General features: G+C 47.8%; 17 protein-coding genes and 2 pseudogenes. 10 read left to right on the forward strand and 9 right to left on the reverse strand.

Going from position 1 to position 22,188, the window contains the following annotated elements; translation table 11 throughout:
- Window positions 1–72 precede the first annotated feature (72 nt).
- Complete coding sequence (locus tag AC3WQ3_RS05725; protein WP_492471750.1) at window positions 73–1,635, forward strand: cobyric acid synthase; 1,563 nt, start codon at window positions 73–75, stop codon at window positions 1,633–1,635.
- 176 nt (window positions 1,636–1,811) lie between these two features.
- Here the strand turns inward: AC3WQ3_RS05725 and AC3WQ3_RS05730 are convergent, their stop codons facing one another.
- Window positions 1,812–3,512, reverse strand: a complete 1,701-nt coding sequence (locus AC3WQ3_RS05730; protein WP_492471666.1) for a methyl-accepting chemotaxis protein — start codon at window positions 3,510–3,512, stop codon at window positions 1,812–1,814.
- Between the two features lie 335 nt (window positions 3,513–3,847).
- On the opposite strand from AC3WQ3_RS05730, the gene AC3WQ3_RS05735 reads away from it, so the two are divergent.
- Complete coding sequence (locus AC3WQ3_RS05735) at window positions 3,848–5,245, forward strand: L-cystine transporter (RefSeq protein ID WP_492471667.1); 1,398 nt, start codon at window positions 3,848–3,850, stop codon at window positions 5,243–5,245.
- A 224-nt stretch (window positions 5,246–5,469) separates the two neighbouring features.
- Window positions 5,470–6,153 (forward strand): queuosine precursor transporter, encoded by a 684-nt coding sequence (locus AC3WQ3_RS05740; protein WP_154892540.1) that lies wholly within the window; start codon window positions 5,470–5,472, stop codon window positions 6,151–6,153.
- Between the two features lie 130 nt (window positions 6,154–6,283).
- Here the strand turns inward: AC3WQ3_RS05740 and AC3WQ3_RS05745 are convergent, their stop codons facing one another.
- Complete coding sequence (locus tag AC3WQ3_RS05745; protein WP_154892539.1) at window positions 6,284–7,372, reverse strand: M24 family metallopeptidase; 1,089 nt, start codon at window positions 7,370–7,372, stop codon at window positions 6,284–6,286.
- Window positions 7,373–7,700: 328 nt separating this feature from the next.
- On the opposite strand from AC3WQ3_RS05745, the gene AC3WQ3_RS05750 reads away from it, so the two are divergent.
- Complete coding sequence (locus AC3WQ3_RS05750; RefSeq protein ID WP_492471668.1) at window positions 7,701–8,906, forward strand: PQQ-dependent sugar dehydrogenase; 1,206 nt, start codon at window positions 7,701–7,703, stop codon at window positions 8,904–8,906.
- A 170-nt stretch (window positions 8,907–9,076) separates the two neighbouring features.
- Here AC3WQ3_RS05750 and AC3WQ3_RS05755 read toward each other — a convergent pair whose 3' ends face one another.
- Window positions 9,077–9,808: an MBL fold metallo-hydrolase gene (locus tag AC3WQ3_RS05755; protein WP_492471669.1), complete on the reverse strand. Its 732-nt coding sequence runs from the start codon at window positions 9,806–9,808 to the stop codon at window positions 9,077–9,079.
- 54 nt (window positions 9,809–9,862) lie between these two features.
- Window positions 9,863–10,360 (reverse strand): hypothetical protein, encoded by a 498-nt coding sequence (locus AC3WQ3_RS05760; protein ID WP_492471670.1) that lies wholly within the window; start codon window positions 10,358–10,360, stop codon window positions 9,863–9,865.
- 137 nt (window positions 10,361–10,497) lie between these two features.
- On the opposite strand from AC3WQ3_RS05760, the gene AC3WQ3_RS05765 reads away from it, so the two are divergent.
- Complete coding sequence (locus AC3WQ3_RS05765) at window positions 10,498–11,361, forward strand: SDR family oxidoreductase (protein ID WP_492471751.1); 864 nt, start codon at window positions 10,498–10,500, stop codon at window positions 11,359–11,361.
- 110 nt (window positions 11,362–11,471) lie between these two features.
- Here the strand turns inward: AC3WQ3_RS05765 and thrS are convergent, their stop codons facing one another.
- The 4 genes from thrS to AC3WQ3_RS05785 form a co-directional block, all read right to left on the reverse strand.
- Window positions 11,472–13,403, reverse strand: coding sequence for a threonine--tRNA ligase (thrS, locus tag AC3WQ3_RS05770; protein ID WP_492471671.1), 1,932 nt, complete (start codon window positions 13,401–13,403; stop codon window positions 11,472–11,474).
- The gene (locus AC3WQ3_RS05775; RefSeq protein WP_164764247.1) at window positions 13,396–13,545 is read right to left on the reverse strand and encodes a hypothetical protein; all 150 of its coding nucleotides are present in this window, start codon (window positions 13,543–13,545) and stop codon (window positions 13,396–13,398) included. Before AC3WQ3_RS05775 ends, thrS begins: the two co-directional genes overlap by 8 nt.
- Window positions 13,546–13,875: 330 nt before the next feature.
- Window positions 13,876–15,642: a sensor histidine kinase gene (locus AC3WQ3_RS05780; RefSeq protein WP_336781031.1), complete on the reverse strand. Its 1,767-nt coding sequence runs from the start codon at window positions 15,640–15,642 to the stop codon at window positions 13,876–13,878.
- Window positions 15,639–16,400 (reverse strand): response regulator transcription factor, encoded by a 762-nt coding sequence (locus AC3WQ3_RS05785; RefSeq protein ID WP_492471672.1) that lies wholly within the window; start codon window positions 16,398–16,400, stop codon window positions 15,639–15,641. Before AC3WQ3_RS05785 ends, AC3WQ3_RS05780 begins: the two co-directional genes overlap by 4 nt.
- Window positions 16,401–16,651: 251 nt before the next feature.
- On the opposite strand from AC3WQ3_RS05785, the gene AC3WQ3_RS05790 reads away from it, so the two are divergent.
- The 3 genes and pseudogenes from AC3WQ3_RS05790 to AC3WQ3_RS05800 all read left to right on the forward strand — a co-directional run bounded on the left by AC3WQ3_RS05790 (window position 16,652) and on the right by AC3WQ3_RS05800 (window position 19,315).
- Entirely contained in the window at window positions 16,652–17,794 is a 1,143-nt protein-coding gene (locus AC3WQ3_RS05790) for a M23 family metallopeptidase (protein ID WP_492471673.1), read from the forward strand.
- 540 nt (window positions 17,795–18,334) lie between these two features.
- Window positions 18,335–18,718 (forward strand): annotated as a pseudogene (locus AC3WQ3_RS05795) (helicase); the annotation flags it as partial.
- A 123-nt stretch (window positions 18,719–18,841) separates the two neighbouring features.
- The gene (locus AC3WQ3_RS05800; RefSeq protein WP_492471674.1) at window positions 18,842–19,315 is read left to right on the forward strand and encodes an HIT family protein; all 474 of its coding nucleotides are present in this window, start codon (window positions 18,842–18,844) and stop codon (window positions 19,313–19,315) included.
- Between the two features lie 141 nt (window positions 19,316–19,456).
- Here the strand turns inward: AC3WQ3_RS05800 and AC3WQ3_RS05805 are convergent, their stop codons facing one another.
- Complete coding sequence (locus AC3WQ3_RS05805; protein ID WP_336781027.1) at window positions 19,457–20,335, reverse strand: helix-turn-helix transcriptional regulator; 879 nt, start codon at window positions 20,333–20,335, stop codon at window positions 19,457–19,459.
- A 120-nt stretch (window positions 20,336–20,455) separates the two neighbouring features.
- On the opposite strand from AC3WQ3_RS05805, the gene AC3WQ3_RS05810 reads away from it, so the two are divergent.
- Both AC3WQ3_RS05810 and AC3WQ3_RS05815 read left to right on the forward strand, forming a co-directional pair.
- Window positions 20,456–21,832 (forward strand): MATE family efflux transporter, encoded by a 1,377-nt coding sequence (locus AC3WQ3_RS05810; RefSeq protein ID WP_492471675.1) that lies wholly within the window; start codon window positions 20,456–20,458, stop codon window positions 21,830–21,832.
- 88 nt (window positions 21,833–21,920) lie between these two features.
- Window positions 21,921–22,082 (forward strand): annotated as a pseudogene (locus AC3WQ3_RS05815) (maltose acetyltransferase domain-containing protein); the annotation flags it as partial.
- Window positions 22,083–22,188: the final 106 nt, after the last annotated feature.

A 22,188-nucleotide genomic window follows, 5' to 3' on the forward strand; every position in this document is an offset into this window, starting at 1 on the left:
GTGGAGCATAACGCGAAAGAGCTGAGGTGATTGAACGTGCAGGATACGCCTGTAGGACAAGCAGCGGTATTGATGCTGCAAGGTACGGCATCGGATGTGGGGAAGAGTGTTATTACTACGGCATTATGCCGGATATTCAAGCAGGATGGCTTCAGACCGGCCCCGTTTAAATCACAGAATATGGCGCTCAACTCCTATGTAACCGAAGATGGCAAGGAGATTGGCAGAGCCCAGGGAGCACAGGCAGAAGCATGCGGTATTGAAGCAACAACGGATATGAACCCGATATTGATCAAGCCCGTGCGGGATATGCACTCGCAGATCGTGGTGCACGGTGAACCTTTTGCCCAGATGAGTGCTTCGGACTATCGTCAGCATTTCCTGCCGGAAGCGAAGCAGACAGTCATGGATGCGCTGAATCGGCTGCGCGAAACCTATGATATTGTATTGATGGAAGGCGCAGGCAGTCCGGCCGAGATTAATTTGAAGGACCGGGACATTGTCAATATGAATCTGGCAGGCTGGGCGGATTCGCCAGTCATTCTGATCTCGGACATTGATCGCGGAGGCGTGTTTGCTTCCATTGTAGGCACACTTGAGCTGTTGGAGCCGCATGAGGTCCAGCGTGTAAAAGGATTTATCATTAACAAATTCCGGGGGGATCTGTCCCTGCTGCAGCCCGGACTCGACTGGCTCGAAGAGCGGACAGGCATTCCGGTATTGGGCGTACTGCCTTACATAAGAGATATTCAGATTGAAGCCGAGGATTCCGTGGTGCTGGACTCCATGCGTCACGGCAAATCAGGGGAACGGGAGCTGGATCTTGCCGTTATTCGTTATCCGCGCATTTCCAACTTTACGGACTTTGACTCGCTGTCCCGTGAACCGGATGTCAATGTACGGTATGTGACTTCCCCGGAAGAACTGGGCCAGCCGGATGCCATTTTGCTTCCCGGTACGAAGGATACGATTGGTGATCTGGCATTCCTGAGAGAATCGGGTCTCGAGCAAGCTATCGCGAGTCGGACTGAACGTGATCATGTACAGCTTGTGGGCATATGCGGTGGATATCAGATGCTGGGCCAGCATTTAAAAGATCCGTTTGCAGTGGAAGCTAATCAGATTCAGGAGGCACGGGGTCTGGGATGGCTACCGCTGTCGACCACTTTTCTGGAACATAAACAGACCGTTAGAGCTTCAGGGCGTGTGCTGCAGCGGCATCCGATTCGTCTATATGGGGATCAAGATTCAGTTGATTCCATGCCCGTGAATGGGTACGAGATTCATATGGGCGTGACCGAGTCCCATGATGCGAAGCAAGTGAGTGCGCTGTTTGAGATTGCTCATCCAGGTGGTCAGCCTTTTCAGGAAGGCTGGGGGAGTCCGGATGGCAAAGTATGGGGAACGTACTTGCATGGTTTGTTTGAAAGTGACCAGTTCCGCCGCTCCTGGCTTAATGGCCTTCGGCAAGGGAAAGGACTTGCTCCGCTTCAGGAAACCTATAGTGCTCATGAACGCAAGGAGATGGAGTTCGACCGGGTAGCGGAATCTCTGCGCTCAGCCCTGGACATGAAACGTGTATACGAAATTATGGGAATCCAGTACCGAGATCCCGCTTCAACTGTTAAGGATTGAATAGCAAGCTGATGGATGATCAGCAATTTATAACCTATTCATAAAAAACACCCCCATGTGTATTGGCAGTACCCGGAAACGGGCTGCTGTTACGCATGGGGGTATTTGCATGTCTGTGGTTTAATTGTGGTTCACGTAAGGGAATGATGGTTTAATGTTATACCTGGATTGTTATTTTAGTTAATTTTGAATTTCTTCATCGCAGACTGAAGTTCCATGGCCTGTTCATGCAGATGACGAACCGTACCCGAGTGGGAATCCATCTCACTGAGCTGATGCTCGGCGGTAGAAGCAATCTGCTGCATGCTCTCGCGTGATCTGGATGTAATCTGTGCTGTCTCTTCAACGGATGCACTAACTTCCTCTGCGCCTGCGGAGACTTCCTCTGTGGAAGCAGAGACGGTCTGGATGGTCAGGTTGACGTTCTGGATCAGTTCGTTCAGCTGCTGGAAGGCCGTTCCCGCTTGTTGAACGACATGGGTACCAGACCCGATTTCCTGGGTTACCCGGTTCATGGCACTCACCGAACGTTCCGCATCCTCCCGAATGGTTCCGAGATAATCGGCGATTTCCTCCGTGGCTGTTTTGGACTGTTCCGCCAGTTTGCGGACTTCACCTGCTACGACAGCGAATCCCCGGCCATGCTCTCCGGCACGTGCTGCTTCAATGGAAGCATTAAGGGATAACATGTTGATCTGTTTCGTAATTTCAAAAATGGATGTAACAATCGTGCCGATCGCTACGGAACGTTCATTCATCGTCTCCACGTAACGCAGTGACTCGTTTGCCGTCTGGCCGACACGTTCCATTTGCTGAACAGCATCCTGTGCGAGACGGTTACCGTTGACGGCTTCATTTGCAGCTTCACCAATCTGCTCCGATACTTCAGCAGCAGAAGAGGCGATATGCATGATGCCCTGCGTAATTTCTTCCATGGCTCTCGCGTTCTCGGCAGCGCTTGAAGCAATGGTCACACTGCCTTTTTCGGCATCTTCCGCAGAGCGGCTGGAGTTTTTGACCATACCGGACATGGACTCCACCCGTCTTAACAGGTCATCGGAGCCCTGAACCACTTCATTGGAGGTAGACAGTGCACGGCTGATCATTTCCTTCAAATTGTGGGTCATCGTTTGGAAGCTTGCGGCGAGCTGTGCAATTTCGTCTTTGCCCTTGATTTGCAGCTCGGCGGTCAAATCACCTTGGGAAATCTGTTTGCTGTGTTGTACAAGCTGGATGATCGGTTTGGTTACTCTTTTGATCATGCTGGCCGAGATCAGCCAACCGAGCACGAAGACGAGTGCTGTGATACACAGGCATAACCAGAAGATCTGAACGTTTTTATCCTGAATGAACTGGGCATCCATACTTACTGCCATAATCATATTGCTGCCCGCAATCGGAATAAAGGCTGCTTTATGTACGCCGAAGGAATCGGAATAAACGTCACTGATAACCATTTTTTTGCTTTCTACTGCCGTATTCATCGCGGATTGCACGCTGATTTCATCTCCGGCTTTCATTTCTGAGGCTGCGTTAGCAATGACAACCGTTGCTTTGCCTTCCTGGATGGATACAACGTAGGATGCATCTAAGTTATGTTCTTTTGCTTTTTCAGCTAAATAGGATTCAACCGTCAGTGCAGCACCTTCAGAACCCGCACCGCCACTCTGCACCTGCAAAATCTTGGAGGAGGAGACGTTCTTATATATATCCTGAATGGACGTGTTCAGGACCTTGTCGAACTGTGGAAGCACATAGCTCTGCATAATATTCATGGATACAGCATAGAAACTGATACTAAACAACAGGGAAGCGACCAGTAGAACGAGGAACAGCGTGCCTCTGATTTTGCCGGCAACCGTACGATTACGAAACATAGGATCATCCTTTCACGTCATGTTCATTAACATTTGTCGCTTTTCCGTATCGTAAGACTATGTACCAACGAAAAAAGGCCTAATTTTCACGTTGAGAAAACTTGGGAATAAGCGGATATACCTATATTACAAAATTAACCGGGGGTTGAATAGAAGAATTTTCATTAAACGGTGAATTTTTTTCAGAAATTCATGAATGTGTTACATGCATATTACATAATATCAATTAATACCTACCAGAATAGTTTGATATATGATATATTGTTCAATATCGCGTAAAGCGAATAGAAAAAAACCGTTCAATCGGTATGCACATTCTGAGGAGGATTTACAAGATGGATACTTTTCTAGTCATTCTGAACGTAGTGATTATGCTCGTTCTTCTAGGCGTCCTGTATTGGATGCAAAAGAAACATATTTCCTTTACCAAGCGTGTATTCGCGGGTCTGGGAATCGGGGTTGTGTATGGCATCATTCTTCAACTGATATACTCGTCTAATTCTGACATTGTTGCCAAGTCTGTTGATTGGTTTAATCTTGTCGGTTCAGGATATGTTAAATTGTTGCAGATGGTCGTGATTCCTCTGATCATGGTTTCCATTATTTCGGCCATCATGAATTTGAAAGGCAAGCAAAACCTCGGCAAAATGAGCTTTTCGATCATTGCGATTCTGCTCATTACGACGGCTATTGCGGCAAGTGTAAGTATTGTAACAAGTCTGAGCTTCAACCTGACCTCCATTGAGATTGAAGGCGGGGACAGAGAGCTCGCGCAGGGACAGAAGATGGAGGAACGTCTTGTTGATGTACAGGATCAGACGATTCCGCAGCAGGTGCTGGAATTCATTCCTTCCAATCCATTTGCAGATATGACCGGCGAACGCCGCACGTCTACCCTTGCTGTTGTTATCTTCTCGGCATTTATTGGTGTGGCGGTACTTGGACTGGATCGCAAGAAACCACAGCAGGCAGAAACGTTCCGAGGCATGGTGAATGCGGTATATGCTGTAGTCATGCGGATCGTAACTCTGGTGCTCAGGCTGACTCCATACGGGATTCTGGCGCTCATTACGAAAGTAACGGCCACCACGAATCCGGATGAAATCCTGAAATTAATCAAGTTCGTCATTGCTTCCTACGTTGCCTTGATTGTGATGTTTATCATCCACCTGATTATTATCGCGCTGTTCGGCTTCAACCCGTTGACATATGTGAAAAAGGTTCTGCCAACCCTGGTATTTGCCTTCACATCCCGTTCAAGTGCGGCTGCAATCCCGCTTAACGTGGAGACACAGACGAAGAGACTGGGCGTATCCGAAGGTATTGCGAATCTCTCGGCAAGCTTCGGGGCTACCATTGGTCAAAACGGCTGCGCCGGGATCTATCCGGCCATGCTGGCGGTGATGATTGCTCCTACGGTCGGTATCGACCCGATGAGCTGGGACTTCATCATTACCCTGATCCTGGTTGTCGTGATTAGTTCATTCGGCGTAGCCGGTGTAGGCGGCGGGGCAACCTTCGCTTCCCTGATCGTATTGTCCACGATGAACCTGCCAGTCGCACTCGCAGGCTTGCTGATCTCGGTTGAGCCGCTGATCGACATGGGGCGTACGGCACTGAACGTGAACGATTCGATGACCGCTGGTCTCGTATCCAGTAAAATCCTGAAAGAGAATGACCAGGATACATTCAATGATCAAAGCCGTGATCTGGATTCCGCTGTTCAAGTATAATCCGGACTTCATAACTTGGATGGCTTATGCACAGCAATAAGCCAAAATTAGCCGTTCTACGGGTTACCCGTAGGGCGGCTTTTTTGCATAATCGCAGATTGTCGTTATTTAGTGCTGTTCAATGGATGGGAAATGTGATAGAGTATTCATGTTTTGGCCCCAGGCCAGACCGCGGTTCGTAACCATCCCGCGTAATCAAAACTAGGAAGGCAGTGTATTTATTTATGTTTAATTTGGGTTGGGGAGCACTTTTTGTTCTCGTAACGTATGGTTTTTTCCTATTGTGTTACCGTCTGTTCGGTAAAAAGGGTCTGTATGCCTGGATTGGTGTGGCTACGGTTATAGCCAATATTCAGGTGACCAAAACGATAGATATTATGGGAATTGTACTGACGCTTGGCAATACGATGTATGTCAGCATGTATCTGACCAGTGACCTTCTCAATGAGAAGTATGGATCGGGTGAAGCGCGGAAGGCTGTATGGTTCGGATTCTTCACGCTAATCATGACGACGGTACTGATGCAGATGGTCATCTTCTTCGAACCGGCACCGACGGACTTTGCACAAGAGTCGATGGAAAAATTGTTTGGACTGCTGCCGCGTCTGGCACTCGGAAGTCTGACAGCGTACTTCATTAGCCAGTTCCTGGATGTGCGATTGTTCAGTATGCTGCGCAAGGTGGCACCTGGACGCAATCAGTTGTGGATTCGTACAAACGGCAGCTCGATCGTCAGTTCCTTTGTGGATACACTGGTATTCTGCACGATTGCATTTGCGTTTATCTATCCATGGGATATCTGGCTCGAAATCTTCCTGACAACGTACATTATCAAATTCGTGTTGACCGCGGTGGGTACGCCGTTTATATACGCAGCGCGTAATTTTAAAATCAAGGATGAAGTCTAATCCGATCTCGTCTACATCCATATTCATTCGAGTATGGTTGTTAGCAACGTAACAAGTCTTATAACGAAAATAACCCGCAAGCCATATGGATATGGTTTCGCGGGTTATTTTTAATTGCATATCTTAGAGGTTAGTCTGTCAGGATCTGCAGTTCTTTTGGATAGGAAGTCAGCACTTCAACTCCGGTATCTGTGACAAGAACATCGTCCTCAATTCGTACTCCGCCTGCAGGGGTATAGATGCCTGGTTCAATCGTGAATACGGTGCCTTCCTGCAGAAGATCCATATTCTGTCCATGCAGGGAAGGATACTCGTGCACATCAATTCCCAGACCGTGTCCAACACGGTGCATAAATCGTTCGCCGTATCCGGCATCTTCCGTCACCTGACGTGCTGCACGGTCGATATCGGCACAGGCCACGCCTGGCTTAACTGCACGAATGGCAGCTTCGTTTGCGGCAAGCACGGTATTGTAGATGGTTTTCAGTTCAGGAGAAATGTCACCAAAAGCAAATGTACGCGTAATATCAGATGCATACCCTGCAGCGTATACGCCCATATCAAACATCAGCAAGTCGCCATGCTGCAGCTTGCGTTCACCCGGTGTACCATGCGGCAGACCTGTCTTGGGTCCGGTAAGCACCATGGTATCGAAGGAGGGACCATCTGCACCCAGTTTCTTCATCTGATATTCCATTTCAGCGACCAGTTCAATCTCGGTTACGCCTGAGCGTACATGGGACAGTCCCAGGCGCAGGGTTTCTTCAATAAGATGAATGGCATGGCGGATGCGGGCAACTTCGTCCGGTGTCTTCTTGACGCGCAGTGTACGGAGCAGAGGACCGACATCCTCGAACTTGACTGCACCAAGGGCAGCGGTCAGCTGCTCGTAACGCGCAACGGTGACATATTCTTTTTCAAGGCCCATCCGGCCGAGGCGTCCCTGATAACGTTCGAATAATGCATAGGGATTGTCGGTATCGGTATGAGTTGCGATACGGGTTACCGAGGAGGCGGCTGCTGCAGCTTCAGCGTCTAGGGCAGGCACAATCAGTAAAGGTTCCTCGCCACGGGCGAGAACAAGACCGAGAAAACGTTCATGCGGGTTGCTTGCAAAACCAGTTAAATAGTAGATATGTTTCGGATCTGTAATCAGCATGGCGTCCAATCCTTGTGCAGACAGATCAGCTTCCAGACGGGATAACGGGCTTTGATTCATATGTGTATAGCTCCACCTTTCAGTTCTTTCTATCCTTCTATTATAGAAGAATATTGAAAAATGCCAAAGGGGAGTGACGGAGAAGCTCCATTTATTGTGGTCAATTTCCCGTTTAGGCGAACATGGAGAGGGGTAAATACAGGGCGAAAAGCCGTTGAGAATGGTGGACCGATAACGGTACAAATAACGACTCAGAACCTGATACAAATAGAGATTCCGATAGAGATTCCGATAGAAGGACAGATACGGAGAATAAATATCCTTGAACATATCGCAGCAGCATTTGATAGATTCGAACTACACTAATTCAATAGAAGGAGATGAGATGATGAATAACCGAGTAAGTGTTCCACTATACGCTTCGCTGTTAGGTATGGCACTGCTAACGGCCTGTGCTTCAGGCGATCCTTCCACAGAATCGCAGCAGGTGTCTCAAGGTCAAGGCACAGGTCAGGGAGAGACGGCAAATGGAGGCAATGACAAGGCGAGTACCGGGGAAGAAGGAACACAGGAGAATGCGGTTATCCCTTATCAGGCTTCGGTTCTGGCCACTGGACTGAACGCACCTTGGGAACTAGTGAACGTACCAGACGGACGGATGTTTGTTACGGAGCGTCCTGGAACGATACGGGTCATTAAGGATGGAGAATTGCAAACCGAACCACTTATTGCGTTTGAGGCTCCGTTTAATGAAGAGGGAGAAGGGGGCTTGCTCGGTCTGGCTGCAGATCCGGACTTTGAGAATAACGGTTATCTCTACGCCTACCATTCCTACCTTGAAGGGAACGAGATCGCAAATCGGGTATTGCGCTTGAAGGTGAATGGAGATCAAGCCGTGATCGACAAGGAAATGCTGGGTAAGATCCCTGGCGGGACCAATCATAATGGAGGCCGCATTAAGATTGGTCCGGACAACATGCTCTACATTACAACCGGTGAACGTTATGAACCCGAACTGGCACAGGACCAGAACAGCTTGGGTGGCAAAATATTGCGGATTGGTCTCGACGGATCGATCCCTGCAGATAACCCGTGGCCGAATTCCCCTGTATACAGCATGGGACACCGCAATGCCCAGGGTCTTGCATGGAATCCGGATAATAAGTACCTCTATGCTACCGAGCACGGTCAGCGTAACTACGATGAGATTAACCGGATTGAAGCAGGGGAGAACTATGGCTGGCCTGAAGTTGAAGGCGATGAGGATGACAATGGTACCTACCGGGCTCCGATCACTCATAGTGGTGACGATACATGGGCACCATCGGGTATTGCTTTTATAGAGGAAGGACCGTGGGCGGGTTCATTGCTTGCGGCTAACCTGAGAGGCGAGCAATTGCTGCATATTACCCTGTCCGAGGATGGTACACAAGTGGAGAAGGTGGAGCCCATTTTTGAAGATGAGTGGGGACGCATTCGAAACGTGACTTCAGGAGAGGACGGGAAGTTATATATCCTGACGAACAATCGGGACGGAAGAGGAACTCCGAGGGATGGGGACGACCACATCATTGTGCTTACACCGGAGAGTTGAGCTGATGCATCCGGGTTCCATTACTATTATCGGAGCTCAAGCATGCTTCTCATAGAACCCGGTTCCTGTTCGTTAAAAGAGAAAAAGGGGCGTCCCGCCAAGTTCATGACTTTGGGACAGCCCCTTGATTGCTTTATATATTGAAGCACATAGAAGATGGATACTGCCAGTTAATCTGCGCTTTCTGCAAGTTTGGCGATATGTGCGCTTGGTTCATTAGTGTATTCGCCGCCGTGGTAACAGAGCACTTTGTTCAGTTTCAGGCCGGTCAGTCTATTCAAACTTCTCAGCGCTTCGGGCATGTCCGGTGTTGCAGGCGGGGCAGGTCCGACCAGTTCATCGTCCACGACACGCAGCTCGTCGGCAGCCAGCAGGAATTCCGATTCACGGAAGTACAGGCAGATATGCCCCGGGGTATGTCCAGGGGTATGGATGACCTGAATTCCGCCTTGAAGCGGCAGCATGTCCCCATCTTCCAAAACTCTGCTGATCTCGATCTCAGGCAGCTGGGAGAGGAGCTGATCAGCCTGGGCAAGCACAGGTGCGGGAAGCATGGCTCTGCGTTCAGGCGTGAACTTGATCAATGGCTTTTCACCTTTAATATAAGGAATCTCATCTGCATGTGCCCAGACCTCAAGTCCAGGTATCGCATCCAGAAGGGCACCCAGATTACCGATATGGTCAATGTCCTGATGTGTCAAAATGATGCGTTTGATATCAGCCAGCTGTACGCCTTCCTGCTCCAGTGCAGACTCCAAACCCTCGAATTGGCCGATCATGCCTGTGTCCACGAGGGTGATGCCGTCCTCATCGCGCAGCATGACAGGGTAGATTGGGCTGTTTCCTGAAGGTGTAGGGATATTGAGATGCAGCACAGTAAAATCTGTTGTCGGATTAGTCATAGGTTTCCGGATCGAGTCCGGTCCACCTCCTTTTTTGGATAATATGGCTTGTGCTTATTCTGGACGAAGATATTTTAAGTGTTTTCTGTACTTCTGGATCGTATCCAGCATCGCTTCAAAGGTTTCCTCAGCCTGCATGCCTTCCTTGACGATGGAGTCAAAGGAGAAATTCTCAAGAATGAGCTTGTTCCTCGCCTGGAAGACCTGACTGAGAGCATGTTCCATGTTTTCTTTCCCAGGTTTCAGGGCGATCTGTAGTTTATTTAATTCGGCCTGTAGGATCTCCATATTGGACCGTGCACGGTAAGCAGGAGTTTTCATCAGCTCGGTCGAATTAAACTTTTTTTGATAGATGCTCTGATACAGCTGTTTTAACATGTGTTCAAGAATGGAGCAGCATTCAATGACAAGGGATGCATATCTTCGATGTTTACGTTGATCCCATTGCGGTGAATCGAGTTCCTGTCCCATATGATGATACTCTTGTTCCAGAACTGCGATTTCAAGCTTTGCTTCTTTTTTGATTTTTTTAAAATCGTCTTTGGTCAGCATACCTGTCCTCCCATGGAAACCAAGATGTGATAACTTCATTATCTCATATTGTTACTCGGAGTGCCTCTTTTCCAATGGGGGTAGGATTCTGTCCAGTCATCCAATCATTGAACCTAGGTTCAGAAGGGAAGTATCCGATGTCCATGAAAACAGCCATTGTAACCGGAGCAAATTCCGGCATGGGGCTCGCAACCACCATTCAACTTGCAAGGCAAGGCTATAGGGTGATTATGGCCTGCCGCAGCGAGAAGCGCGGACAGCAGGCTCTGCAAGAGGCCCTGCGTGAGTCAGGCTCTAATGCGATTGAGCTAATGCTGTGTGATCTGGGTTCCATCCAGAGCATCCGCCATTTTGCCCGCTCCTTCCGCGAACGCTACAGTACGCTTGACGTTTTGGTGAATAACGCCGGCGTGGTTATGCTGAAAAGACAGGAGACCTCGGATGGTTTTGAGCAGAGCATTGGCATTAACCATCTGGGACATTTTCTGCTCACATTGCTCTTGATCCAGCCTTTGCAGGCTGCGGAGCAGGGAAGAGTCGTGAATGTTTCATCGGGTGCGTACAAAGCAGGCAGGATTCACTTCGACGACCCGCATCTCAAGAAGGGCTATAACCCGATTAAAAGCTATGCCCAGTCCAAGCTGGCCAACGTACTGTTCACCCGTGCGCTGTCCCGCAAAGTGGCGAGTAGCCGAGTTACGGTGAATTGTCTGCATCCTGGCGCAGTTGGAACAAGCATCGGCGTGGATCGTAATACCGGTTTTGGTACACGTATCATGGCATTGATCGGCAAGCTTCCTTTTTTTCTGTCACCCGAGGAAGGGGCCCAAACGGCGATTTATTTGGCCACCAGCCCGGAAGTAGCAGAAATTACAGGACGTTACTTTTATCAAAAGAAAGAGCAGAAGCTCAAAGCACATGCCGTCGATGATGCGGTGACTGAACGTTTCTGGACATGGAGCGAACAGCAGGTCGGGCTGAAGCCTGATGAGAAATTGTGATGATTCCAGGCTGAGGTGCAGGACCAGTCTCATCTCAGTAAATGATCAAAGGTGATCATAGTACACTCATCTACTTATATCATCTGCGTTAACTCGCTAGGATAGACATTTTAGGCTTTTGCTTGCACGGCTTGCTGTACTTCCTGGATAAATGCTTCAATGCTCTGAACGCCTTGATCTCCCTGACCGTATGCGCGGACAGAGGCAGACAGGGCGTTTTTCTCATTTTCCCCGAGCACGAGCGAGTAAGGCACCTTTTCCATCTGAGCTTCACGAATTTTGTACCCCAGCTTCTCGCTGCGCAGATCCGTTTCAACCCGAATGCCTGCTGCTCGCAATTGACTCTGTACCTGCAGCGCATAATCCGCATAGTGATCGGATACCGGGAGCAGCTTCACCTGAACCGGAGCGAGCCAGAGTGGAAAAGCACCCGCATAATGCTCAGTCAGAATGCCAATGAAGCGATCAATGGAGCCGTAGATGGCACGATGGATCACGACCGGACGGTGTTTCAGGCTGTCCTCGCCAACATAAGTGAGGTCGAATTTCTCCGGCATTTGAAAATCAAGCTGGATTGTTCCACACTGCCAGCTGCGTTTCAGCGCATCGAGAATATGGAAGTCAATCTTCGGCCCATAAAAGGCTCCGTCTCCTTCATTGATGCGGTATTTCACACCGCGCCGATCCAGTACATTTTGCAGGGCGCGTTCCGCCTGATCCCATAGCTCTTCCGACCCCATGGAGTCTTCGGGACGAGTGGATAGCTCAATTGTGTATTCAAAACCAAAAATATCGTACATGCGTCCGATCAGGGATATCGCCTGGTTGATCTCTTCCTCAATCTGTTCCGGCATCACATAGAGATGGGCATCATCCTGACAAAATGTCCGTACTCGCATCATGCCATTCAGTGCACCCGAGAATTCATGACGGTGAACCTGGCCGAATTCCATCATGCGAATGGGAAGCTCGCGATAGGAATGAAGCGCATTTTTGAAAATCAGCATATGCCCCGGGCAGTTCATCGGCTTCAGAGCAAATGTAGCGTCATCCACTTCTGAGAAATACATATTGTCCTTATAGTGCTCCCAATGACCGGATTGCTCCCACAGACGATTGTTCATCATCAGCGGAGTTCGAACCTCCTGGTACCCTTCCTGCAGCTGCAGCTCGCGTGAGAATTGCTCCAGCTCTGTACGGACAGTCATGCCTTTCGGGAGATAGAAGGGCATACCCGGCGCTTCTTCCGAGAACATGAACAGCCCCAGCTCTTTGCCGAGCTTGCGATGATCCCGCTTCTTGGCTTCCTCCAGCATGTTAAGGTGATCGTCCAGCTGGGCTTTGCTTGGAAAGGCAGTGCCGTAGATTCGCTGCAGCATTTTGTTGTTCGAATCGCCCCGCCAGTAAGCCCCTGCCACATTCAGCAGCTTGAAGGCTTTGATCCGGCCAGTGGACGGAAGATGCGGGCCCCGGCACAGATCAAAAAACTCCCCTTGATCATAGATCGAAAGCTCCGCATCCTGCGGCAAATCATGGATCAGTTCAAGTTTATACGGATCCTGAATCTCTTCGAACAAGCGAAGGGCTTCCTGACGGCTAACCACCCGGCGGCTGATCTTCACATTCTCCTGTACAATCTTGTTCATTTCCCGCTCAATAGCAGCCAGATCACTGATGGACAAGGCATGTTCCAGATCCACATCGTAATAAAAGCCATCTTCAATGACGGGGCCAATCCCCAGTTTGACTTGTTCCGCACCGTAGATCCGCTTGAGAGCCTGGGCGAGCACATGCGCAGTACTATGACGATGACGATACAGTCCTTCCTCGCTGTCCAGTGTAACAATGACGAGTTCGCAGTCCTGTTCAAGCTTCATGTCCAGATCGACGTTTACACCGTCCACAATGCCTCCGATGGCCTGTTTACCCAAGCTAGTACTAATGGACGAAGCGACTTCTCCGACACTTATGCCTGCCTCGTACGAACGAACTGCTCCACCTTGAAGGCGAATCTCAATAGGGTTACCTTGTTGATTACTCATGCAAACCACTCTCCAATGTTTGAAATGGAAGCGCAAAAAACACCCGTCCCGGAAAAGGGACGAGTGCGCTCAGCTCGTGGTTCCACCCTAATTTGGTTATGATATCCCCTGCATCGGCCAGCCGCCGCAAAACAGGAAACATCATAACCCTCATTGGGATCCGTTATCGGGGATCAGGCGGTGAACTCTACTGACAACCGGACGAAACTTTCATCGAAAGCCCGCCAAGCTGAGGTTCGAGGCCACGGCTGCAGAGGGGTAATTCCGCTCCGTTCGCTGAAGAAGGTTTCACCAATCCCCTCTCTCTCTGGGCAGCACGCAAACGAAATCATGTCTCTGGTCATCGCCAATATGCAAAGTTATTGTCAGTTCATTTGAATTGAAATGAACTTGAGATCCATATCAATATATTGGAACAGGTGTTATTGAGTGTCGATTATATAGACTGAAAATCAAAAGGTCAAGCGGAGTTTTATTTCGCTTCATCCGAATGACGATCAAATATCAAACGTATGGTGGTTCCCTGGTCTGGATGGGATTGAACCTCGATTCGGCCTTTCATGGCCTCAATCAGCCCTTTGGTTACCGCCATGCCGAGGCCTGATCCGACATCGGATGTCGCCGTATCCGTGCCGCGATAGTATCGTTCGAACAGCCTCCATACCGTCTCCTGATCCATTCCGCGGCCATCATCGGCAAATTGAATGAGGAAGTCACCGGTCTGCTCACCTGGCTCAACACGAATGGTCAGCTTCGTCTCTGGTGGATTGTGCAGCAGGGCGTTGGCGGTGAGATTATCGACAATTCGTTCGAAGGACGGGATATGTACATAACCATGCACTGCGACTGTGGCAGGTTGGAATGTAATACGGCCTTCTCCATAAGCCGGGTTACGCTCGGCACGATGTACAAGATCCTGAAGTAGCGCATTTACGTCTGTTTGTTCAATAGGGAGTTGGTATCCACCGCTGCGCAGCCGGTATGTCATGGACAGGTCGTTCACCAGCCGGTCCATGTACATGGATTTATCCAGCATGATGCCTGCAAATTCCCGTATTTCTTCGGAGCTCCAGTTGTATTTCTCGGCTTCCAGCATGTGCGCATATCCCTGGATGGAGGACAGGGGTGTCTTCAGATCATGAGTTATCCCAGCAATCCACTCCTCGCGCAGAGAGTCGGTCTGTTTGCGGAGTTCTTCATCACGTTTAAGTGTGCTCGACAACGACTGGATAGAGTGCAGCACTTCCGCATATACCCGATATTTTTGACGCCATTTTCCGTTATGCTTCTGGCTGCGTGGCTTGCCCCGGGTGCCAGCCGGCTCTTCGTAGTGTCCACGTTCAAGCCGCTGGAGCCATTGAAGCATATGCAGCATGGGATAACCGAAGCGATTGGCATACCAGAATGCAAGCAGCACAAGCAGGATGATGATGGATACCAGAAGTGCAGCCAGGGCAGGACCAAAAATAAAACCGAAGGGATTCTCGTTCATGCCTGCCGGACTGCTCGCAAGAGGAACACTCAGCATCCAGGTCAATTGATCCTGTTCATCATAGATGGTTACTGTGGTTATTCCGTACCTGGTGGGGTATCGTGTGCGCAAAATCAGGTCCTGAATGCTGTAGCTGTCAGGTGTGCCAAGTGCAGGTTTGTTGAAAGAAGTAAGGACATGTCCCTGCTCATCCAAAATCTCAAGATAGGCGTCCGCCGAGCGAAGGATGTCCTGCTGCTCGGAGGGCAGTACAAGCTTGCCGTTGGCATAGCTTCCATCGGTGTAGATATGATCCAAAATCGTTACCGCCTGATTGCTCTCCCCGTACAGCAGGGTGAAGTTGATCCCCTTTCTTTCCCGAATGAGCAGATAGAGCTGGTAGGGAAAGGGCTTTTTTCCCTCCCAATAGGATAGAAGTTCTCCGGGTTTATAGTGATTCGGGACATCGGAAGGGGTGTGAAAGGCATCCACCACACGGCCTTGCTCATCGAGAACCTGAAGCCAGCCGTTGTTCTCCTCCACACGCTTTAGCAGTGCGGGATCATATTGTACGGTACCGTCCGGCAAAATCTCTGCGGTACTGATCAGCTGTTCGAGCCCGACAGAGGCAAAATCGTCAACAAGGCTGGCTTCATTCAACTGTTGGATGACCCAATATGCGATGCTTCCACCGAGAACCAGGATCAGAATTACAGCACCCGCAAGCAGGCCAATGAACCGTGTCATCAATCTGCGGCGTATGCTCATCTTCGGAGCTCCGTCTCGGGCTGAACGAGCTTATATCCCAAACCACGGACATTCACCAGCAGTTCAGGGCTGGAGGGATCGGCTTCAATACGCTCACGAATTCGGTGAATATGAACCATGACGGTGTTGTCATCACGGAGGGCCTCCGAATCCCATACCCGTTCATACAATTCGGATTTGGTGAAGATTCGATTGGGATGTTTGCAGAAAAAGAGCAGCAGCTGATACACCAGAGCCGGACACCCTACCAGCTGACCTTCGACCCTGAGTTCACCGGCGTGCTCGTTCAACTGAAAGCGTCCGTAATCATATATCCCTTTCTGCGGGGAAGGAGATGACGGATTTACGTCATAATTCGGAAGCAGCCTGCCTGATTCTGTCTGTCTGGGCAAATACCGCTTCAGCAGTGATTTCATCCGTGCGACCACTTCAAGTGGATTGAACGGTTTAACAACATAATCGTCTCCCCCAACCGCGAAGCCGGTCAACTTGTCATAATCGGTTGTTTTGGCGGTTAAAAAGAGAATCGGTGCATCGGTCAATTGGCGCAGAAATGGACAAATTTCGAGCCCGCTTCTGCCTGGCAGCATGACGTCCAGCACGATGCAGTGATAGGTTTTCTTTTCACATGCGGCAATCGCATCTTCACCTGTGGTGACCGTGTCAATATCTACGAATTGCTCCTTGAGCAGAACTGTTTTTAACATATGTAAAATCGCCTGTTCATCATCAACAAGCAGGATTGAAACGTTATCCATGACGTAAGAGATCCTCCTGATTTTTATGTATATATTAGTGGTTCCTTATGTTTATCTGCGTTGGTCTATCTAATCTATCATACCATTCATAAGGGCCGTGGAGCGTGTTTGTAACCTTAACAGAATCTTAATTATGAAGCAGCAGCCTGCCTCAAAGTTATGATAGACGTAAGAGGAGGTTAGACGGAGGATAAGATTGGTTTTGTACACTGGATTGGAAAGATATTGTTGTACAGAAGGGGTGCAGGGAAGTGAATAGAAATCATATGGGAAGCAAGCGGCGGGCCAAAATGTTCATTCAAAAGGAACGGATGAAAGCAGGTTATGATGTGCAAAAAGACTTGCGGAGAAGTCATAAGAGCTGGAAGCTGCTTGCCGCAGCACTTGGTGCGTGTGTGCTCTTGTCAGCCTGCGGCACTACAGAATCATCTGACCAGAGGGAACGGCCATCAGCAGAACAGGCATCTAGTGATGCGCCGGCAGCAGAAAACACCAATAAGGAAGAGACGAACTCAGCAAAGGAGGACGCGATGATTACGCCTGAACATTTCATAGATACATTGATGAACGGTTCGAAGGAGGACATTTACAATCAAATGAGCCCGGAACTTCAGGAAACGATATCGCTGGAAGAGTTTAAGACGTCTGTGGACAGCTTCACCGAGGGGGTCACTTCCTGGGAACAGGTTACGAAAGTCAAAATGAACAACCTGATGGAGCATTCCTGGAAGGATCAGACGGGGACCAGAGGAATACAGGCCTATTTTGCCGAGGATCATCAGATTGACGGGCTGTTGATCCAGCCACTTGAAACGCATGAGGAGACGGACAAGGCATTTACCAAGACCGAATTTCAGTTTCCTATGAAGGGGGAATGGTTCGTGTTCTGGGGAGGAAATAATGTGATGTCCAATTATCATTATGCGCATGAAACGCAGCGTTACGCACTGGACATTATTCGCACGAAGGAAGATTCAAGTTATGAAGGGGAGGCCGCTGTGAATGAAAACTATTATGCTTTTGGTGAGCCGCTCTATGCAGCTGCAGATGGGACGGTTGTTGAAGTCAAAAATGACATTCCGGATAACACGCCAGGCGTGATGAATGCTGAAGAGCCGGCAGGGAATGTTGTCGTCATCGATCATGGAAATGGGGAATACAGCATCACCGCACATCTCAAGCAAGGGAGTGCAGCCGTAAAAACAGGGGATAAAGTCAAGCAGGGAGATCTCATCGGGCAGCTTGGTAATTCCGGTAACTCCAGTGAGGCGCATCTGCATTTTCAAGTCTCAGACGGACCTGATCTGTTCACTTCCCGTTCAGTTCAGATCCGCTGGGCAGATCCGAGTCAGGTGTTGACACGCGGAAACACGTTTCAGGGACTTCCTGAATAGCTGGGTATTTGTTGGTAGGAGAGGTGGATGGGGGGGAGGCTCATCTCTTTTTAAAAAATGTAACATATGTTATCGTAATTCCAGATTGAAACATAGAATTATAATTAAGGTAGGCAGCCGGCTAATTCGCCGGCTGTCTTTACTTTAAGTAAATGTGCAGGTTAGTGTGACTTCCAACTCTTAGATTACATATTATGTAAAGAGAATTCTAGACAGGAATATATGAACGGAGGGATTAGGGGTGAACAGGTATGTGTTACATATCGCTGGAAGTGTAGTTTGTATATTAGCACCTGCTGTTGGTTTCTTATATGAATGGTGGGATAGCTACCAACCCAAAGTAGGACCTGTAGGAGACGGAAAACCAAATTATTATCTTACCATACCTCAATGGATATCTATGGTATCTTCTTTCACTCTTGGAATGATTAATCTGCCTCTCGCCATAATTCGATATAAACAAAAGATTAATGAAGATAGCAAAAGGTAGTGCCCACAATGTTTAACGGGAAACGATTGCTCAATACAGCACAACGGTAGAAGTACATTATGCAGACCGTAGAATTATCCGTTGGAAAACTTGGTTTTCCTGATGGAGCTACTACTCGTCAGATCTTTGAAAGAGCAAGTGAACTAGATTTGGAATTGTGCCCGCTAGAGCTGAGGCCTCATCTAAGACTTGTGTATCTGGAACAGACTGAAGGTTACTCGGGGCAACCTATTCAAAAACATAGAGCTCCAGTGGGCTCCATCACAATTGCATCAGAGATACTAACTGAAGACGATGATTTTCCAAAAGGGTTTTATCTTAGACGAATTAACGGTGTATTGTGGTTACGTGGATACCGGGCCGATCATCTGCATGTTTGGAATCCTAATGATCATTTTATCTTTAGTCAAACCAATAAGACGCTTAAAGATTGAAAAGGTGTTCAAATCTATTCATAGTTAATCTGTTAAGCTAACAGGCAGAGTAATACAACGAGCAGGAGTTGCCTGCGTCTAATAGACAATAGGAAAAAATAGGAGAGGGGTTGGGAAGTAGAGATGACAGCGGTATTTTCACACAAGCCCGAAGGATACGAATGTCCATTTTGCTGTATTTGGGGTATCGAGAGACCTGACCAGGGAACAAAACAAAGGGATATCATCTATCAGAATGAAAAGGTAACCGCATTTATAGCGGGCAAATGGTGGCCAAACAATAAAGGACATGTTCTTATCGTGCCCAATCAACATTTCGAGAACATCTATGAACTGCCTGCAGATTACGCTGCCGAGATTCACCGCGCGGCCCAGCTTACAGCAATTGCGATGAAGAGTACATATGGATGTGAGGGGATTTCTACAAGGCAGCATAATGAACCAGCCGGCAATCAAGACGTGTGGCATTACCATCTCCATGTTTACCCTAGATATAGGAATGATCAACTTTATCTGTCGAAGGGTTCACAGTCCGATCCAGAAGAGCGCTCTTTCTATGCTGACAAGTTGCGTTCTTGGATCAAGGAAAACATCTAAGGTCATGAGTCTTCATGCGGTTATACAGCACCATGTTCTTCTTAAACGGAGGATACGGTGCTGTTTCTGTATCTTCGATCCGGTCTTTACATTCGTAGCATGTTGAGTGTCTTTTTATTTACCTGTTTCACGTTGGGGTGGTTATTCGTTAGCTTGTTTTCGATAATGTTGTGGAACTACCCCCATCTGTTTGCGGAAAATCGATGAAAAATAACTGGCACTCTGAAAACCGCAGGCAAGTGCAATTTCACTTATGGATCGTTGTGTCTCTTTTAACATTTCGCAACTTTTTTGAAGGCGATATTGAGTGACATAATTGTTGGGTGTCTGGCCTACATACTTGTTAAACAATGTACAGCACCGACTTCTGCAGACGGCTCCTGCAGATGCGATCTCCTCAAGCGTTATTTTTTGATCATAGTTTTGATGAATGAAACGGGTCATTTCTTGAACATGCATCAATACTCCAGGTTGCCCAGTGCTTGGTTGTAAATGATCTCCTATTGTTGCACACAAAGATAAAGCTTGCGATGCCAGACGAAGCGGATTGAGAGGAGTATGTTCTTTATGCATTTCCTGATAGATTTCTTGAATGGACAGTAATGTGTCTCGTTGCCAATCCACCTCAGCTGTGAGAACTAGAAAATCAGCCATCGTTAAACCAAACTTTTCTCCCCAGTAGGATTGAATATATGAAGTCTTCTCGCCAAGGATAGAGGGATGAATGACGACGACAAGAAATACACAATCGTTTTGGTCTGCAAGAGAATAACCGTAATGCAAACGCTGGCTATTCACAAAAAGTCCATCACCTTGATGCAATCGAGTAATAGTTCCATTAACAGAGAAATCCATCGATCCTTGCAATACATAGATAAACTCGATGTCCACATGCCAGTGCGCTACTGCTGCATAATTGTTAAATTGATGTAGGCTTCCCTTCCGGACATAGAGCGGTAAATCAGGAAGGTTATAATCCAAACGTTCGGATAAATCAGAAAACACCTCTAAATTTGTCATCAAAGAGACCGTCCTTTGAAAATATACGATTTTTATAAAATTATAGCCAATATTGATGGATACAACAACGATATTATCCTATCCTTATATTGTGAAATCAGCCGAGAGGACAGGATATAGGTGAGAAACCGCATTCAACATCTGGGATCTGGCAATCGTGATTTTAATCGGGAGTTAATGACGCTCGTCATTCCCATTGCGTTACAAAATTTAATATCAGCAACCGTAATATCTGTTGATGTACTTATGCTGGGGATGATTAGTCAATCTGCAATGTCAGCTGTATCACTCGCAGGGCAAATTACTTTTGCATTATCCTTGTTTTATATGGGGATGTCAGCGGGAGCAAGTATCCTCACTGCGCAATACTGGGGGAAGAAGGATACTTCGATCATACAGCGCATTTTGAGCATCGCGTGTATGTTTTCCTTTGGTGTCTCCATTTTGTTTTTCTTATCTTCCTTCTTTCTGACGGATACACTTATGCGTTTATTCACCAATGATGCCGAACTGATTCAATACGGCTCAAGGTTTTTACAAATGAATTCCTTTTCTTATCTTGTGATGGGAATATCACAGATGTATCTCAGTGTGATTCGAAGTATGGAGAATGCAAAACTTAGTGCGTGGATTAGTTCCGTAGGATTGATTTTAAACATTTTGCTCAATGCCATTTGCATTTTTGTATTATTCCCATCCAGACCCGAAGTGGCCATATCAGCGGTTGCGCTTGCCACGGTATTAGCGAGAGTTGTTGAACTAACCTGCTGCATACTTGACTCCATAATCAAAGGACCCATACGTTTTCGGTTGCCTGTACGTGACAGCATCCAACGTAATCTATTAAAAGATTTCTTGAAGTATATGCTGCCTGTGCAGGGGAATTATATGGTCTGGGGAGGGGCACTTACCGCTACTGCTGCAATAATAGGCCATGTAAACTCCGATCTGGTAGCCGCAAATTCAATAGCGTCTGTCGTTAAAAATCTGGCAGTGGTTCTCTGCGGAGGCATCGCTACTGGGGGCTCTGTACTTGTTGGGAAGTATTTGGGACAAGGTGAATTGCAGAAAGCAAAATATGCTGGCAACAAAATGTGTTTTTATGCTTTATGGTTTGGAGTGATTGCCGGCTGCATGATTCTGCTCATTAAACCGCTCGTATATTCTGTTGCGAATTTGAATGCAACTGCTCAGAGTTACCTAGATGGCATGCTGTACATTAGTGCGTATTATTGTATAGCCAAATCGATAAACTCTACAACGATAGCGGGTATATTCACGGCTGGTGGGGATTCCAAATTTGGATTTTGGTGTGACACCGTTGTCATGTGGTTAATCATTCTGCCGCTTAGTTACCTAAGTGCATTTGTGTGGCATGTACCGCCGATTCTACTGTATACCGTCATCAGCTTAGATGAGATCATTAAACTACCTATTGCTTTAATGCGATACCGACAGTATAAGTGGCTGAATAATCTAACCAGAAACTTTGCCTAAACCTGATCAAAACGGAGAGGTTTGCAAGTTACTTTAATAAATCTAATGCAGTTATAAAGGAGAATATAGTATGAATATTCAAGAACGAATGGCTTGCAAACAATTATTTACCGATGATGATACTAATTATCCGAAAGAGGCTGAGGAGTTGGCAAAAGCACGCCAGCGTGGTAAGGCGATATGCTATGAAATTAATCATTTGCATCCGGATGATGTTGAAAAACGCAAAATGTTAATGAAACAACTTTTTGGAAGTATAGGAGAACATGTATGGTTGGAGCCTCCCATTCGTATGTCATACGGTTCCAATACGACTGTAGGAAATAATGTGTATATTAACTTCAATCTAACGGTGG

The sequence above is a fragment of the Paenibacillus sp. FW104-T2 genome (assembly GCF_058789975.1).

Coding starts and splice junctions, on each gene's coding strand:
- AC3WQ3_RS05755 (WP_492471669.1), bottom strand. CDS start 9,808: ATGACTAATCCGACAACAGATTTTACTGTGCTGCATCTCAATATCCCT.
- AC3WQ3_RS05750 (WP_492471668.1), top strand. CDS start 7,701: ATGAATAACCGAGTAAGTGTTCCACTATACGCTTCGCTGTTAGGTATG.
- AC3WQ3_RS05805 (WP_336781027.1), bottom strand. CDS start 20,335: ATGACAAATTTAGAGGTGTTTTCTGATTTATCCGAACGTTTGGATTAT.
- thrS (WP_492471671.1), bottom strand. CDS start 13,403: ATGAGTAATCAACAAGGTAACCCTATTGAGATTCGCCTTCAAGGTGGA.
- AC3WQ3_RS05780 (WP_336781031.1), bottom strand. CDS start 15,642: ATGAGCATACGCCGCAGATTGATGACACGGTTCATTGGCCTGCTTGCG.
- AC3WQ3_RS05785 (WP_492471672.1), bottom strand. CDS start 16,400: ATGGATAACGTTTCAATCCTGCTTGTTGATGATGAACAGGCGATTTTA.
- AC3WQ3_RS05725 (WP_492471750.1), top strand. CDS start 73: ATGCTGCAAGGTACGGCATCGGATGTGGGGAAGAGTGTTATTACTACG.
- AC3WQ3_RS05735 (WP_492471667.1), top strand. CDS start 3,848: ATGGATACTTTTCTAGTCATTCTGAACGTAGTGATTATGCTCGTTCTT.
- AC3WQ3_RS05765 (WP_492471751.1), top strand. CDS start 10,498: ATGTCCATGAAAACAGCCATTGTAACCGGAGCAAATTCCGGCATGGGG.
- AC3WQ3_RS05740 (WP_154892540.1), top strand. CDS start 5,470: ATGTTTAATTTGGGTTGGGGAGCACTTTTTGTTCTCGTAACGTATGGT.
- AC3WQ3_RS05745 (WP_154892539.1), bottom strand. CDS start 7,372: ATGAATCAAAGCCCGTTATCCCGTCTGGAAGCTGATCTGTCTGCACAA.
- AC3WQ3_RS05800 (WP_492471674.1), top strand. CDS start 18,842: ATGACAGCGGTATTTTCACACAAGCCCGAAGGATACGAATGTCCATTT.
- AC3WQ3_RS05730 (WP_492471666.1), bottom strand. CDS start 3,512: ATGTTTCGTAATCGTACGGTTGCCGGCAAAATCAGAGGCACGCTGTTC.
- AC3WQ3_RS05760 (WP_492471670.1), bottom strand. CDS start 10,360: ATGCTGACCAAAGACGATTTTAAAAAAATCAAAAAAGAAGCAAAGCTT.
- AC3WQ3_RS05775 (WP_164764247.1), bottom strand. CDS start 13,545: ATGTTTCCTGTTTTGCGGCGGCTGGCCGATGCAGGGGATATCATAACC.